At 47.0% G+C, this 13,844-nt stretch carries 16 protein-coding genes; 5 read left to right on the top strand and 11 right to left on the bottom strand.

Annotated elements, in window-relative coordinates; all coding sequences use genetic code 11:
- The first annotated feature begins 37 nt into the window (after nucleotides 1–37).
- Genes LEP1GSC061_RS06045 through LEP1GSC061_RS06030 form a run of 4 tightly spaced genes read left to right on the top strand, consistent with a single transcriptional unit; the run spans nucleotide 38 to nucleotide 5,028 of the window.
- The gene (locus LEP1GSC061_RS06045; RefSeq protein ID WP_016544668.1) at nucleotides 38–1,294 is read left to right on the top strand and encodes an ATP-grasp domain-containing protein; all 1,257 of its coding nucleotides are present in this window, start codon (nucleotides 38–40) and stop codon (nucleotides 1,292–1,294) included.
- Nucleotides 1,284–1,916, top strand: a complete 633-nt coding sequence (locus LEP1GSC061_RS06040) for a class I SAM-dependent methyltransferase (RefSeq protein ID WP_016544547.1) — start codon at nucleotides 1,284–1,286, stop codon at nucleotides 1,914–1,916. Before LEP1GSC061_RS06045 ends, LEP1GSC061_RS06040 begins: the two co-directional genes overlap by 11 nt.
- Nucleotides 1,892–2,779: a class I SAM-dependent methyltransferase gene (locus tag LEP1GSC061_RS06035; RefSeq protein WP_016544412.1), complete on the top strand. Its 888-nt coding sequence runs from the start codon at nucleotides 1,892–1,894 to the stop codon at nucleotides 2,777–2,779. The genes LEP1GSC061_RS06040 and LEP1GSC061_RS06035 overlap by 25 nt, the downstream gene beginning before the upstream one ends.
- Complete coding sequence (locus tag LEP1GSC061_RS06030; RefSeq protein WP_016545032.1) at nucleotides 2,776–5,028, top strand: YhjD/YihY/BrkB family envelope integrity protein; 2,253 nt, start codon at nucleotides 2,776–2,778, stop codon at nucleotides 5,026–5,028. Before LEP1GSC061_RS06035 ends, LEP1GSC061_RS06030 begins: the two co-directional genes overlap by 4 nt.
- Before the next feature lie 7 nt (nucleotides 5,029–5,035).
- Here the strand turns inward: LEP1GSC061_RS06030 and LEP1GSC061_RS06025 are convergent, their stop codons facing one another.
- From LEP1GSC061_RS06025 to LEP1GSC061_RS05975, 11 genes are all read right to left on the bottom strand, one after another.
- Entirely contained in the window at nucleotides 5,036–5,971 is a 936-nt protein-coding gene (locus LEP1GSC061_RS06025) for a sensor histidine kinase (protein ID WP_016544597.1), read from the bottom strand.
- A gap of 1 nt (nucleotide 5,972) precedes the next feature.
- Nucleotides 5,973–6,242 (bottom strand): hypothetical protein, encoded by a 270-nt coding sequence (locus tag LEP1GSC061_RS06020; protein ID WP_040508097.1) that lies wholly within the window; start codon nucleotides 6,240–6,242, stop codon nucleotides 5,973–5,975.
- 130 nt (nucleotides 6,243–6,372) lie between these two features.
- Nucleotides 6,373–6,843, bottom strand: coding sequence for a rod-binding protein (locus LEP1GSC061_RS06015; RefSeq protein ID WP_016544978.1), 471 nt, complete (start codon nucleotides 6,841–6,843; stop codon nucleotides 6,373–6,375).
- The gene (locus tag LEP1GSC061_RS06010) at nucleotides 6,843–7,910 is read right to left on the bottom strand and encodes a flagellar basal body P-ring protein FlgI (RefSeq protein ID WP_016545087.1); all 1,068 of its coding nucleotides are present in this window, start codon (nucleotides 7,908–7,910) and stop codon (nucleotides 6,843–6,845) included. Before LEP1GSC061_RS06010 ends, LEP1GSC061_RS06015 begins: the two co-directional genes overlap by 1 nt.
- Nucleotides 7,907–8,572, bottom strand: a complete 666-nt coding sequence (locus tag LEP1GSC061_RS06005) for a flagellar basal body L-ring protein FlgH (RefSeq protein ID WP_016545085.1) — start codon at nucleotides 8,570–8,572, stop codon at nucleotides 7,907–7,909. Before LEP1GSC061_RS06005 ends, LEP1GSC061_RS06010 begins: the two co-directional genes overlap by 4 nt.
- A 1-nt stretch (nucleotide 8,573) precedes the next feature.
- On the bottom strand, nucleotides 8,574–9,482 hold the full coding sequence (gene flgA / locus LEP1GSC061_RS06000; protein WP_016544499.1) for a flagellar basal body P-ring formation chaperone FlgA: 909 nt from the start codon (nucleotides 9,480–9,482) through the stop codon (nucleotides 8,574–8,576).
- 5 nt (nucleotides 9,483–9,487) lie between these two features.
- Nucleotides 9,488–10,285 (bottom strand): flagellar basal-body rod protein FlgG, encoded by a 798-nt coding sequence (gene flgG, locus LEP1GSC061_RS05995; protein WP_016544677.1) that lies wholly within the window; start codon nucleotides 10,283–10,285, stop codon nucleotides 9,488–9,490.
- Nucleotides 10,286–10,427: 142 nt separating this feature from the next.
- Nucleotides 10,428–11,429, bottom strand: a complete 1,002-nt coding sequence (locus tag LEP1GSC061_RS05990; RefSeq protein WP_016544241.1) for an alcohol dehydrogenase catalytic domain-containing protein — start codon at nucleotides 11,427–11,429, stop codon at nucleotides 10,428–10,430.
- Nucleotides 11,416–11,928, bottom strand: a complete 513-nt coding sequence (locus LEP1GSC061_RS05985; RefSeq protein WP_016544614.1) for a DUF4442 domain-containing protein — start codon at nucleotides 11,926–11,928, stop codon at nucleotides 11,416–11,418. Before LEP1GSC061_RS05985 ends, LEP1GSC061_RS05990 begins: the two co-directional genes overlap by 14 nt.
- A complete protein-coding gene (locus tag LEP1GSC061_RS05980; RefSeq protein WP_016544409.1) occupies nucleotides 11,925–12,302 on the bottom strand; it encodes a cupin domain-containing protein in 378 nt (125 codons plus the stop codon). Before LEP1GSC061_RS05980 ends, LEP1GSC061_RS05985 begins: the two co-directional genes overlap by 4 nt.
- A 9-nt stretch (nucleotides 12,303–12,311) precedes the next feature.
- On the bottom strand, nucleotides 12,312–13,100 hold the full coding sequence (locus tag LEP1GSC061_RS05975; protein WP_016544935.1) for a crotonase/enoyl-CoA hydratase family protein: 789 nt from the start codon (nucleotides 13,098–13,100) through the stop codon (nucleotides 12,312–12,314).
- A gap of 128 nt (nucleotides 13,101–13,228) precedes the next feature.
- Between LEP1GSC061_RS05975 and LEP1GSC061_RS05970 the strand changes: the two genes are divergently transcribed.
- Nucleotides 13,229–13,822, top strand: a complete 594-nt coding sequence (locus LEP1GSC061_RS05970; RefSeq protein ID WP_016544921.1) for a TetR/AcrR family transcriptional regulator — start codon at nucleotides 13,229–13,231, stop codon at nucleotides 13,820–13,822.
- The last annotated feature ends 22 nt before the right edge of the window (nucleotides 13,823–13,844 follow it).

Here is a 13,844-nt window from a genome sequence, read left to right as displayed (position 1 = left end):
TGACATCCCCTCCTTGGAGAGGCTATCTATCCGGTAGATGAAAAAGAAAAGAGGGTATTTTCTCTCCTTGGGAGCCGGCAAGAACCAATTGCCTCTGATCCTGGCTGCCAAGTCTTTAGGATTGGAAGTCGCCGCTGTGGATAGAGACGACAAGGCCCCAGGCTTCTCCCTGGCAACTCTTCGTATCATAGAGTCCATCTACGAATACAGACGCATTCTACGAGCCGTTGCGGAAAATCCGCTACCCAATCCGATCGTAGGGATCGGTACTAGATCCTTCGGCAAGGCGACTTATAGCACCGCCTATCTGGCCGAAAAGTTAAAGCTCAAATACGCGAGCACCGAATCGGTCCTGAAATTCTCGGATAAGAAAATTCTAAAAGAGACCTTGGAACCGAAAGGTATCCGAGTACCAAGGGAAATTCCTCCTACGGAATGGAAGGCCAAAGACAAGTCGATTCCTTATCCTTGGATCGCCAAGCCCAGCCAAGGCAGTGGAAAATCCGGAATACGACTCATAGAATCCGATTCCGACCTAAAACAAATCCCGGGTCATTCCGCAAAAAAGACTTCCGCGTCCAAAACGAAGACTCCGAACAAAATTCCCCCCGCCGAAACCTGGGTGTTGGAAGAGTATATTCCGGGTTTGGAATGTACGGTATTGGGACTCGTGGACTCAGACGACTTTCATCTGGTGCATTTATCTTTAAAGGAGACCAGCCCCTTTCCTCCTTTCTTGGAAGCCGCCCATCGCCTCCCCTTCCCTCTCCAAGAATTAGAAGGAGAGATCAAGATGATCTGTCGGGCCATCGTAAAAGCAAGTGGTCTGCAAAATTGTCCCTTCGTAGCGGAATTTAGATTGGATACGAACGGAGAGATCGTATTGATCGAAGCGGCTCCTGAAGTAGGAGGAGAATATTTGGCGGACATACTCGTACCGAATTATAGCGGTTACGATTATTTCCACAATCTCGTCCGACTATTGATCGGAGAGTCCATCGATCTTCCGCCGTCTAGTTTAAAGATTTCTAAAAAACTAAAATCGCAAGTCCGTTTCGACGTCCCCCCAAGAGGAGTTTCCATTCTGAAAGATTGGGAAGAATTTCGTCCCCTCTCGGGGGAAACCGTTTTATGGAGCGAAAATCTGAAATCTTTGGGTTCCAAGTTGGATACGTCGCAAGGAAACGAGGTCCGATCCAGAGTGATCGCTCTCAAATCCAAATCTTCCTCCTCCGAAGAAGAATGGAATGCAAGCCTACAGAGCCGTTTTCGGGCGGAGTACGATGTCAGATAGCCATCCTTCCAAAGAGGCCTGGGAAACTCATTATACCCGGACCAAGTCCAAGCTGCAATACCCGGACGAAAATCTGGTTCGCATGCTTTCCAAAATAGAGAAACGTTCGGAGAATCCCAAGGCATTAGACTTCGGGTCCGGTTCCGGAAGGCATTGTATTCTTCTCAAAGACTTCGGCTATGAAGTGAGCGCGGGAGATTATAGCGAGAATTCCGTTGCCGCGATCAAAGAGTCCTATCCTTGGGCCAAAACGTATCTATTACAATCTCCTCCTTATCCGTTTGCCGACCAAGAATTCGATCTTATCGTAAGCTGGGGCGTTCTGCATTATAATCCTCCCGAACTTGCAAAATCCATTCTGAAGGATAAGTTTCGCATTCTCAAAAAAGGAGGATTCCTTGCTGCCTCCATTCGTGCGGAGGGAGACACACATTTAAAAGCGGAGTCCGGAAAGATCGGAACCGCCGATCTAAAGGGCGGAGCAACCTGGTTCTACTCCGAAAAAGATATTAGAAATCTATTATCCGATTTCACTTCCTTCGAGATCGGCTATACGGAAAGAACTCCATTAGGAAAACTGGAAGAGAGAATTTGCCATTGGATCTTTCTCGCCGGGAAATAATCTACTCGGAATGTCCCCTCGACGGGGACTGCGCCTGGGAACCCTTATATACCTCCTCCTTCGGAGGATTCCAACTTCCCATACGGATTTGCAAAACCTGCGGACTGCAGGCCCAATTTCCCAGACCCGAACCCGAGTCCCTCTACACGGAAGAATACTACACCGGAAAACAGGATTTTTCCTACCGAGACGAAAGAGACACGGAGAAGTTCGATCGGTACGTGTGGTTCGCGAGACTTAGGAATATTATGAAATTCAAATCCGCCGGTAATTTCCTGGATATAGGATGTTCCTTCGGAGGATTTTTAGAATGCGCTCGAGAGAAAGGCTTCGTTCCTTATGGTGTGGAAATATCTCCGTTTGCCGCGGGGAAAGCCGAAGCCAGAGGATTTAAAGTCTGGCAGGGACAGTTTCTGGATGCGGATCTTCCGGAAAACTTCTTCGATGTGATCACTCTCGTCGAAGTGATCGAGCACTTGGAGGATCCCAAACGAGTCTTCGATAAATTAGCGAGGATTTTACGCCCCGGAGGACTCCTCTTATTACAAACGGCCAATTTCGAAGGCTGGCAAGCCGTGGAAGCGGGGAGTTCCTACCATTATTATCTGCCCGGACATGTTTATTATTATTCTAGCGGATTATTACGTAAAATTCTTGCCAATCGGGGATTTGAGAAACAAATTACCTACCTCGGAGTGGACTTCCCCTTGTATGCTAAATTCTTAAAATCCCGAGGAACATTCAAAGGTTGGAAAGATTATCTGAAATGGTTTCGCATCGCGATCTATCATTTCAAGAGCAAGCTGAGTCGTAAGGGACGTCCTCTCACATCCTCGATGGTGCTATACTCGCTAAAAAAATGAATTCTCATCCGAATACCAAATACAGTCGCGTCTTCGATTATATGCCGGACGCGGGTTTTCTTAGAAAATTAAATTTTACCATCCGGGTATTGGCCGCGTCCGCCTACCGGTTCATCAAAGACGAGTGTTTTATCAAGGCCTCGGGGATCTCTTATACTACGATCGTATCCCTGATTCCCATGTTAATCGTAGCTCTTTCCCTTCTTACGATAACCTCGGGTCTGGAAAATAGAAAAGAAGAGATCTTCGATAAGATCAACGCGTTCTTTCTCACAAGCAATATCAATTTGGATATCACTCCTTATCTGGATACATTAGGAGATATTATAGATGCCGCAAGGCAAATCGGAGCGATAGGCTTCGTATTGCTCGTATTCTCGGCGACCACGGTGCTTCGCGCCTTGGAGAATTCTTTCAATTCCATTTGGAGATTGGAAGAGAAGCGATCCATGCTCCAGGAATTCGTCTTTTATTTCTTCGTACTTTCCATAGGTCCGTTGCTTCTGGTGATCGGAGACAATCTGGCCCAAAAGGTGACGGACCTTTTCCGCCCTTCCCATTATCTGAGCATGGACAAAGATCCGGAAAACAGAATATGGATCGCGGGAGAGAACGGAAACCTATTCCGATTGGACCCGGGATTGAAAAAAGACTATTTTCTGGATGAGAAGGATATAGATCTCAAGAATATCCGATGCTTGGATTCTTTCGGGGTTCGCGCGGATTCCTGCGAAAAGCCGGAAATCTCCCGGGAAAATTTCGTCCGCGTGCAGATTCGGGACGGCAAAGTCTACGCTCTCTCCTCTCGAGGTTTATTCCTATCCAAGCCCGTGGACGGGTCGGTTTGGAGCGCAATTTATTTCGATAATTCGCAATTTAGAGATTTTGAATATATTAACGATGGCAATTTCTATCTCATTTTCTCCAACGGTGAAGTTCTGCATTTCTTCTCCCAAGGCAGAAGCTATAAACCGATTTTTCCGAACGTATTAAAAATACGAGCCAATCGAGTCTATTTCCCGGAACCTTATCTAGGCTATCTCGTGGATGAAGACGGCAACGTATGGTCCAGTCAGGACGGAGGCTATAATTGGTCCGCGACTAAGATCACCGGACAAGGCCTAAAGGATATCCATAGAATCCGTCCCGGAGAATTGATCGTTGCCGGAGAAAGAGGGTCCGTTTTCAAAACGGAGGACGGCGGCAATTCCTGGAAAAATCTCAGCCATAAGCGATATACATTTACCAAGGTTTGGGCAGTCGAAAACGAAGAATCCGTGGACGTATTCCTTCTGGACGCGTTAGGAAATATCCTAGTCTCCATCGATCAGGGAGAACATTGGAATACATTCTACGTTCCGGTAAGAGGAAAAGTATTCGCTTCGGTATTATTCGATCGGAGCGAAAACGGAAGATTCAGAATTCTGAATATAGGAGAATACGAAAAGATCAGCCTTTCGGAATACAAAGACGTCAAATACGAAACCAAGACATTGCAAGGCGGAGATTCGGTATTCTCTCCTTATAATATTCTTAGCTTCTTTTTTCCTTTGATTGGAATCTGGACATTCTTTTTAGCCTTATTCACTCTGATTCCGAATACCAAGGTCCCCATCCGGGCGTCGGCCTGGGGATCCGCATTTACCAGTATCATATTCTTAGCATTCCTATACGGATTCAAGGTCTATGTGACTTCTTTCTCGGAGACCACGATGCTCGTCTATAAGGCCTTGGCTTCCATTCCCATTTTCCTAATCGGGATCTATTCTCTTTCTCTCATCGTATTATTCGGGGCGGAGATGACTGCTTGCGTGCAATTCCCGGAAAGATACCTGGCCCCTTTCCAACTTGTCGAGGAAAGGCATACTGCGTTCGGATACGAATTCAGGAAGCTGATCGGCATTTTGAAAGCCGTATATGCATTCCAAAAAGAGAATAAAGTTCCCCCGAAAAATTCGGATCTAGCTAAATATTCCGGACTGCAAGCGGAAGAGATTCCTCGACTGACCAAGACTCTCGCGTCGGCGGGTCTTATCGTGGAAACGAGCGAAGGAGACACCTGGCTTCCCGTGGTCTCGGGTGAGGATCTAAGTATAGGGGATTTCTATCGCAGGATTCCAGAGCCTCTTCTTAAAGAGGATCCTTCTTTCAAAGTTTATCCGGACAAGGTAAAGGAAAAGATGGAGAAGGCCGAGAATTCCCTGCAAAAGGATCTGGATTCCGTGAGTTTTAGGGATTTAATCGATTGATCCCTTTTTAAGAATTAGCTTCCTTAGGAAGAGAAATCTTTACAAAAGTGCCTTTAGAATAATCGAAACCTATACTGCCTCGTATCTGTTGGACCAAAGTCTCTACGAGGCTCATTCCTATCCCGCTTCTTCTCCCCTTCCGAATCGATTCCTCCGACCCTTTACCGGAATCAAAAACGGATAATATTATATTTTTTTCATCTTGCTTCAACTCGACGAGAATATTGCCCGGCTCCCCTTTCGGAAAGGCGTGCAAAAAGGAATTGGTCAAAAGCTCGTTCAAGATAAGACCGAGAGGCATGGCTCTATCCAAATCCAATGTAATATCGGGATCCATATTCTGAGCGACTCGGACTTCTCCCTTTTCCTCTCCGTAAGTATTTTGAAGATTGCGTATGACCGAATCCAAAATCGCCCTGGCACCGATTCGGATCAGATTATTGGAATCGTATATGATCTGATGAACTTTGGCGATGGATTGGATGCGATTCCGGGTGATCCTAAGAGCCTCGGACAAAGGACGTTCTCCTTCCGTTTCTCCCTGAAGCGCCAAGAGTCCCGAAACGATCTGTAGATTATTATTTACTCTGTGATGAATTTCCGTCAAGAGAAGGGCCTTTTCCCTCAAGTCGCTTTGGATCTGCTTCTGGTCTTTTTCACGTCTGGCTTGCTCCCGATGCATCGAGTCTACATATAAGAAAATCAGAATAAACAGAACGAATAGATCCCTTGCGAAGCCCTCGTAATCGTCGAGCAGGTCGCTAGTTCCGGAATGTTCCAGAATATTGGATGCGCTCACGAAGAAGGCCGTGCTTAAGGCCGCTGCGGCCAATACCCCCGGGCCGAAATAGATCCTAGCCGTCCGAATATAGTAGAGAATCAGAAAAAAAGCGGAGAGATAGAATAATAGAGCAAACGAATTGAGAAGAACGATCGAACTCACCCTATACCGCCGACTTCTTTCCGAAGTGGATATAGAATCCTATCAAAAAGAAGAATCCCGAGAAGAGAAAGGATAAGTGCTCCAGAAAATTCAAGAAATCCGGAAGAAAAAAACCTTCCAAAACGGTAAAAACGCTACTCAACCAAACGAAAACAAATCCTAAAAAGAGATACAGGTATTTAGGAAGAATTCCCGCTCGATAGAGTCCTAAAATCACAACAAGACCGATCGAATCGAAAACCAAGTTTAGGGCTTCGCTAATTTGAACCATGCAGAACGAACGTAAGTTTATATAGAATTATTAACCGGTGTCAATTCGGTTTTATTATGATAATGGCTAACGCGAAGGAGCCGATGGGCAGGCTTTCCGGGGACAAAGAATATTCATCCCTTTTGTAATATTAGGCTTTAGCGTTCAATTTGGAGATGGGGTTCAAATTAGAAGAAAGAGACTGGTAGATCTGCTCGGCAAGCCCCAAAGAGGAATTTGCGGAAAGGTTCTTGGAATATTCGTCGTAGAGCATATCTTCGAAGATCTCCTCCGCATACCCGCCTTCGATCAATCCCGTCTTATGAACCGTGGACTTCATTTCCTTTAGCATCATTTTCACGAAGATGGATTCGAACTCAACCGAAGCGTCATAGAGTTTTTTCCGATAAGGATCCGCGGAAATTTCTTCCTTGATATTATGAGGCATTCTAACTTCGGAAGAGGAGACTTTACCGGATAGGTTTTCGTTGAATTCTTCTCTAAGAACTTCGGGAAAAGTCTGTCCTTTTTGGGAAGACTTCTCTTCTCTCAGTAGTCTTTGAACCTCCGGTCTTTCGGTTAGGTTCAATCGATTCTGATAATCCTGGATCTTATCTATCATTACTGTATCTCCAATTCGGCATGCAATGCGCCTGCTGCCTTCAAAGCTTCCAGGATCGCGATGATATCTCTTGTGGTAGCTCCGACCTTATTCAAAGCTTCAACCACGTCTCCGACTTGAGTGGCTTCTTCTATTACGAAGGTCTCCTTTGGTGGAGGATTATCCCGAGTCAGACGAGTGGGCCTTCTATTCTTATCCGCAACAGATAGGCTTAGTCCGGAACGAGCTACAGCTACTTCGTCGATCGTGATATTGCCGCCCATCACGATTACACCGGACCTTTCATTGATGACCACTTTCGCCTTGGAACTGGACTCCACGGTGAGATTTTCCAGATCGGAAAGTAGATCCAAGAGACCGGGAGACTTAGCGGAAAATCCGGCACCCACTTCTAATACGATTTCGGAGGGTGTGAGAGCCTGGATAGAATCGTTCTTCAATCCGAATTTCTCGGGAATCGTTTCTCGGATCCGATTCACCACATTATTCATTAGAGAAAAATCCTGATGGTTCAGACGAATCACCACTCTTTGACTGGAAAAAAAATCCTCTTTAAGCTCGGATTCCACGATGGCTCCACCGTGAACGACACCCACGGTTTTCTTGGAGGCTCTTCCCAAACCGCCTCCGTTATCCGCCTTTCCTCCGAAGGAAATCACTCCGCTTGCCACCGCGTAAATTCTATCGTTCGCAGTCTTCAAAGGAGATTGCAAAAGCACTCCTCCTTCCAAAGACTTTGCGTCTCCGATGGAAGAGACGGTCACATCCAGCCGATCCCCTTTTCTGGCATAGGAAGGTATATTAGCGGTAATCAATACGGAAGCGATATTCTTGGTTTGCTCCGGCTTTAGATTTGCGTCCACTCCCAGGTTTTTGAGATAATTCTTCATGCTCTCGCTTGTCATGGGAGTCTTTGTATCTCCTGTCCCTGGCAAGCCGACAACGATTCCGTATCCGGTGATTTGGTTGTCCCGGATTCCTTCTATCTTAGCTAAATCCTTGAGACGGACTTCGGCTGCAGAAACAGAAAAGGAGAATATTAGAAAAATAAAAAATATTCTTCTCATCTAGATTCTCCCAGCAGCCGGTTCAATTGTTCCAGAATATAACGCTGTTTTTCTTCCTCGGATAACTCCGCCTTTACGGTCACTGTTCCGTCCGGATTATTAACCGTCTTTAACGCGATCGGAGGCTGTAGATTCTTAGGTTGGATTCTGCCCGTGAATTGCAATTGCAAATCCGCAATTCTGTCCGCATCCACCGAATTATCTCTGGAAAGGGATTCCGGGGACACCCTCCCCGTTAAGACCACGGAAGAAGGCTCTCCGTTGAATGTGGAGCTTCTCTGTCCCTGCAAAGTTAAGAGTCCGGTAGCGGGGTCGATTGCGGTAACTGTAGCCGTAAGGTTGCCTTTTAATTTTCCGAGAGACTTGATCTTGCCTTTATTTTTTCTAACGATGGTGCGATCCGTATTGTACGCGGGATTGTCCGGAATGATCTTCTTATCCGGAACGGCTTTGATCGTGATATTCTCGTCGGCCGTGGACTCTATCTCAAACTCCGCAGTGAATCCTTCTCGAACACGAACGAATACGGAAGTTCCTACTTTCAGATTCTGCATGCGAGAATAAGGATTCTTATCCTGCCATTGGGACTGCTCCTGAGCGATAAGCCCTAGCATGCTTAAGGAAAGAGTCGTAAAGAATACGAATAAGGCCTTGCGTAACATATTAATTCTCTAAGAGGACGGTCCCCTTCTCCACAACTCTTGCGATTAATTTTCCGTCCTTGGAGTGGGAGGCCACCTCTATGGAGTCTCCGATATTACCGGAACTTAGCGCCTTTGTCTTGGCTTTTACCACGAGATTTCCTTTGGTATAGACGACTTGCACGTCCCCTCCCCTTTGCACATCGAATAGAAAACGGAATTGTTTCTTTCTCAGAAGTTCTCCCGGTTGCACGTCCTTAAGCGCCGTGGATCCTACGCTTTCGTTACCGATACCGTCAGTGAAGGATTCTTCCATGTATACGGTTCTTTCTTCCATGTCTCCGTATTGGAGTTTCTGCCCCTTTCGGATCTCTTTCTTCGCGAAGAAGGCTTGGGTCCTTCTTTCCACCTTGAATTTGATCCTTTGGGTATGGACCTTTCTAGATTGATAATAAAAATCTAATGAAGCTACGATCTGTCCCGCGTGCAACACTTGGGGGAGTCCTGCCCATTTCAATTCCACGCCGGTATTCGGAACGGATCTGTCTCCTCCCAAATACTTCACTCTAAAATCCCCTTCCTTGTCCTGGGGAAGCTTGGCGATTTCTTGGGAGAAACTTTCCTGCAAATCCTCCGGATCCAGTTCCCCGTTCATGGGAAGAATCAAGGTCTCCTTACCCGAAACGGAAATCTCGGGAAGAATGTCCTTCAGATCTTCGGGTCTTAAGAGAACGGGTTCGTTCAGATTGCGAAGAATAACTCTGTCCTCTATCCCGTCCGGAAGTTTCGCGATTTCGGAAAGTAGTACTTCCTTCTTTTGGGTAAGAAGCTTACCTCTTAGATAGGCGGCTTCCATAGCGCGTAGATCGCCGAGCTGCACTCCGAAGGAGGCGGCGCATATTGAAGCTACGGTTAGGAAGCGAAGTATCATTCTAATTAACGTTTCAACCCGATCGCTGTGGAAAGCATGTTATCGGAAGTCTGGATGGCCTTGGAATTGGATTCGTAAGCTCTTTGAGCCACGATCATATTCACCATCTCTTCCACGATTTTAACGTTAGACATTTCAAGGAAGCCTTGGAGGACGTTTCCGAATCCTTCCATGCCGGGAGTTCCTGGAATTTCCGGACCGGAAGCGACCGTCTCTTGGAATAAGTTTTTACCGATGGCTTGCAAACCGGCGGGGTTTACAAATCTGTATAACTCCACTTGGCCGATGACTGTAGGACGGATATCCGCTCCGATCTTCACGGTCACTTCTCCTTGTTCGGAGATCATAAGAGTATTCAGAATTGCGCCCTCCGGAAGAATGATAGGAGGTTCCAAAAGATAACCGTTAGAGGTAACCACTTGTTGGTTGGAGTCGATTTTGTAGGAACCGTCTCTTGTAAAAGCGAAACTACCGTCCGGCATTTGGATCTTGAAGAATCCCATTTCGCTCGTGATAGCCAGATCCAGTTTATTTCCGGTGGCCTGGAAGGAACCGATCTCGAAAAGTTTCTGGGAGGCGGCGGCTCTCACACCATGACCCACATTGACTCCCGTAGGAATCTCGCTCACCGAGGTGGCGGGAGTTCCCGCCAGAACCATATGTTGGTACACCAAATCCTCGAAATCGGCACGGTTCTTTTTAAAGCCGGTGGTGTTTACGTTGGCCAAGTTGTTGGAAATAGTATCGATATGAAATTGCTGGGCGATCATTCCTGTCGCCGCGGTCCAGAGAGAACGCATCATTGGAGTTGTACCTCGATCTATTTACCTATCGGTAGTTTCTAAAATTTCCGGAGGGGTTTTAGGCCTTTTTGGAGACAAAATACCGGTTTTTAAGAAGAAGCCCCCGTCGAGCGAGAGGTAGGACCGCTATGAGAATTCCGGGCTAGAATTTCACAAGAAGCTTGGTAGCTCTCTGCCCGTAAGCTTCTGCCGCGTCCGCCCAATCGATCGTATGAGTGGTGATTTTTTCGGGATGCAATTTCCCTTCCGAAATCAGACCGAAAATTTCCTCCGTATATGCTCCTACATTCGCTCTTCCTACCTTCAAAGTGATTCCGGTATTGTACATCTTCCAATAAGGAACCGTTATATCGTTCTTAAAATGAACGCTAACGCAGGCACATGTACCTCCCGGCTCCAGGCTTTCCAAAGCGGTGACCAATCCGGCTCGAGTATTCGTACTATCCACAACCAGATCGAAGGAACCAGGACTTTCCGAATGAGGAGCTTCTATCGCTTCCGCCCCCAATCGTTTTGCGAGTTCCAAGCGCGAGAGATCCGTATCGGTGAACACAGGTTTGGCTCCCAACGCGACGGCGGTCTCGACCGCATAGAGGCCGCAACTTCCCACTCCGCCCAAAACCAGAACGGACCGGAAGGGATTTTCCTTCAGATAAGGAGCTACGCATCTATAACCGTCCGCAAGATTGTCCGCCGCCGAAACGGCTTGCTCCGGCAAGACTCCTTTCGGAATCCTTTTCAGCATACTGTCCGCGTATGGAACTCTTACCAGCTCCTGGAGAGCGCCTCCCCATTCGTATCCGAATCCGTAGCCGGGACGATCTTCCGTGGAGGAGCAAAAGGCTAGTAGACCCTTATTGCAATGAGAGCAGGAACCGCAATTGACATGCCAAGGAACCATGACGATGTCTCCTACCCGGAAATTTTTCACGTCCTCCCCCAGTTCCATCACTTCCCCCACCATCTCATGTCCCAAAGCGATCGGTCCTGGAAGCGGAGTCGCTCCGTAGATGATCCCGAAATCCAAATCGCATCTGCTTACATACATCGGCTTCACGATCGCCTCGATCCCGCTCTTCAATTCGGGTTCGGGTACATCGAACCAACTGAGTTTTCCTCTTCTTATGAAATTAAGCTGCTTCATCTGTGTGCTTCGTCCTGATTTTCGATCTCACGTATAGTATCTTTTGTATTCTCGCAACTTGCTTTCCGTCCTCGTCCAATATTTCGCAAGAAGCCGTCCAATTCATCTTGCGGGTATCGGCGACCGTCTTCCTGATGCGATCTAACTCCTCAGAAGGAATATGGAAAACGGCCCGGACGGTTCCCCTTCCGGGTCTCAGGAATTCTATTTGAGCACTCTTGTCCCATACTATATAATCCGGTCCGAGATGATCCATTAACAGAAACATGTAGAACGGATCGCACATGGAATACAAAGAGCCGCCAAAATGAGCCCCTTCCACGTAATTGGTGTTCGTAAGAGAAAGGTCCATGGAGCTTTCGATTGTATGCCGGTCCTTCACTTTTACTTTTATACCTGCTCCCGCAAACGGACTAAAAAAATTAAAGGCATCCCCGAGCCCGAATCTATCCAAAAGAAATTTCCAGAGAGGATTGATATCGTATCGAATTCCGTTCATGGATAACCTGTCACTACCACGAACTTCATGCTGGATTTTTTGATTTCGAATACGGATTCTCTCCCTGCAGGCACGGACAAAACGTCTCCCGGGAACATTTCCACAACTTCGCCCGAATCGAAGGAAAGAACGATATGTCCGGAGCATAACTGAAAGGATTCATCATAAACGAATTTATAATAGAACTTGGACGGCTCCGAAGAGACCAAAGCCAATCTCATCACTTTCGTTCGCGCTCCTTCTAATCGTAGGATTTTAACCTTGGACTTCGGCTCTCCGGAGATGACTCGATCAATGGGATAATCCCTCCAACCGGTCTGATCATTCGCGTCGGCGTAGACGATAGGGTATTCTTTCTCATTTTTATCCTTCATTTCGAACCACTACTTCCCTTGAAAGACCGCAGCACGCTTTTCGAGGAAGGATCTTACGCCTTCCTGAGAATCTTCCGTATGGAATAATTTCAGACCGTTTTCCATAAGAGAGTCGAATGCCGCCCTCCGATTGTCTTGGATGGAAAGTCTGGCCGAAGCCAAAGTTTCCTGGATGGCCAAAGGCGCGCATTGTTCCGCGATCAGTCGGGCGATGGAATGGGCGCGATCGAACAATTTATCCTTTTCAACGACTTCCTGGACGAGTCCCATCCGAAGCGCCTGATCGGAACCGAACTCTTCTCCCGTGAGAAGATAGCGCATCGCGTTTCCCCAACCCGCGATTTCCACCATTCGAATCGAGGCCCCGCCCAAGGGCATAATACCTCTGCGCACTTCGAACTGAGAGAACATGGTCTTGTTGGAAGCGAGACGAATATCCGCCGCGAGCAAAAGCTCGATTCCTAAAGTAAAACAAAACCCTTGGGCCGCGGCAACGATCGGTTTCTTCCTGGGTCTCGCCCTCATATTGATGCCGAAAGGATCCACTCCGTTTTTCGGAAGAGGCCATTCTCCCCTTTCCTTCACTTTCTCGGCGATGGAATCCAATTCCAACCCCAGAGTGAAATGCTTTCCGGATGCCACCAAAAGCCCGACTCTCGCCTCTTCCGAATCTTCCAACTCCGTATACGCGGCGGAGAGGTCCTCCAACATCTCCCAGTTGAATACGTTCCTCTCGGGGCGATTGATCCGAATGACTAAAACCCCTCCCCTATATTCCCTTTCTATAAATCCGCTCATCTTCGCCTCCGACACAAGTAGAACGATCGTTCCACCTTAAGTTTTAAAAGTAGAATGATCTGTCCACTTTATTTCCCGTGAAAAGTTAATACTTTGACATTTGAACTAATCTTTACAGTCTATTACCCGTGAAGAAATGGACATCTCCCGAGGAAACCAAGGAACGGATCGTGCAGGAAGCCTTGCGTTTATTTTATATCCAGGGCTATTCGAATACGGGAATCAACCAGTTGCTGGAAGAAGCGGGAGTATTCAGAAAGAGTTTTTACACTCACTTTTCCGGAAAGGAAGAGCTCGGAATGGAGTATCTTCGGGCTCAGGACAAATCCTATATCGGATACATGCGTAGCATGTTGGGAAAGCACCCCGATGCCTCCGATTTTACGCAGGCTTGGTGCGGTATGTTACTCAGAAGTTCCAGAGCAAGGAATTTTATAGGATGTCCTTTTTCGAATTTCGCGAGCCAAACCTTGGACCAAACGGATCATTTCGGAAAAAGTCTGAACGAGATCATGAATCGTTGGAAAAACGAATTAGCGGACTATTTTTCTAAGGCGACCTTCCGAGGAAGATCCTGGAAATCCGGAGACTCCCAGGATCTTGCGATCCGATTTTTGACATGCTACGAAGGCTTGGTCCAACTCTATATCACCATGAGAGAACCTAAATATCTGTCCCGAATGGAAAAAGATCTCGAAAGATTACTGGAGGAATACTATTAGATTTCCGTAATTTCTTCTTAGC

Source organism: Leptospira wolffii serovar Khorat str. Khorat-H2 (genome assembly GCF_000306115.2).
In the GTDB taxonomy this organism is placed as follows: Bacteria; Spirochaetota; Leptospiria; order Leptospirales; family Leptospiraceae; genus Leptospira_B; species Leptospira_B wolffii.
Note: the sequence above shows the minus strand (reverse complement) of the source record. Positions and strands in the feature narration are given on the sequence as shown.

Bases quoted from the DNA above. Each gene is read 5' to 3' on its own strand.
- LEP1GSC061_RS05975 (WP_016544935.1), bottom strand. From the start codon at position 13,100: ATGAGCGGATTTATAGAAAGGGAATATAGGGGAGGGGTTTTAGTCATT.
- LEP1GSC061_RS05990 (WP_016544241.1), bottom strand. From the start codon at position 11,429: ATGAAGCAGCTTAATTTCATAAGAAGAGGAAAACTCAGTTGGTTCGAT.
- LEP1GSC061_RS06045 (WP_016544668.1), top strand. From the start codon at position 38: ATGAAAAAGAAAAGAGGGTATTTTCTCTCCTTGGGAGCCGGCAAGAAC.
- LEP1GSC061_RS05985 (WP_016544614.1), bottom strand. From the start codon at position 11,928: ATGAACGGAATTCGATACGATATCAATCCTCTCTGGAAATTTCTTTTG.
- LEP1GSC061_RS06020 (WP_040508097.1), bottom strand. From the start codon at position 6,242: ATGGTTCAAATTAGCGAAGCCCTAAACTTGGTTTTCGATTCGATCGGT.
- LEP1GSC061_RS06010 (WP_016545087.1), bottom strand. From the start codon at position 7,910: ATGAGAAGAATATTTTTTATTTTTCTAATATTCTCCTTTTCTGTTTCT.
- LEP1GSC061_RS06030 (WP_016545032.1), top strand. From the start codon at position 2,776: ATGAATTCTCATCCGAATACCAAATACAGTCGCGTCTTCGATTATATG.
- LEP1GSC061_RS05980 (WP_016544409.1), bottom strand. From the start codon at position 12,302: ATGAAGGATAAAAATGAGAAAGAATACCCTATCGTCTACGCCGACGCG.
- LEP1GSC061_RS06015 (WP_016544978.1), bottom strand. From the start codon at position 6,843: ATGATAGATAAGATCCAGGATTATCAGAATCGATTGAACCTAACCGAA.
- LEP1GSC061_RS06040 (WP_016544547.1), top strand. From the start codon at position 1,284: ATGTCAGATAGCCATCCTTCCAAAGAGGCCTGGGAAACTCATTATACC.
- flgG (WP_016544677.1), bottom strand. From the start codon at position 10,285: ATGATGCGTTCTCTCTGGACCGCGGCGACAGGAATGATCGCCCAGCAA.
- LEP1GSC061_RS06005 (WP_016545085.1), bottom strand. From the start codon at position 8,572: ATGTTACGCAAGGCCTTATTCGTATTCTTTACGACTCTTTCCTTAAGC.
- flgA (WP_016544499.1), bottom strand. From the start codon at position 9,482: ATGATACTTCGCTTCCTAACCGTAGCTTCAATATGCGCCGCCTCCTTC.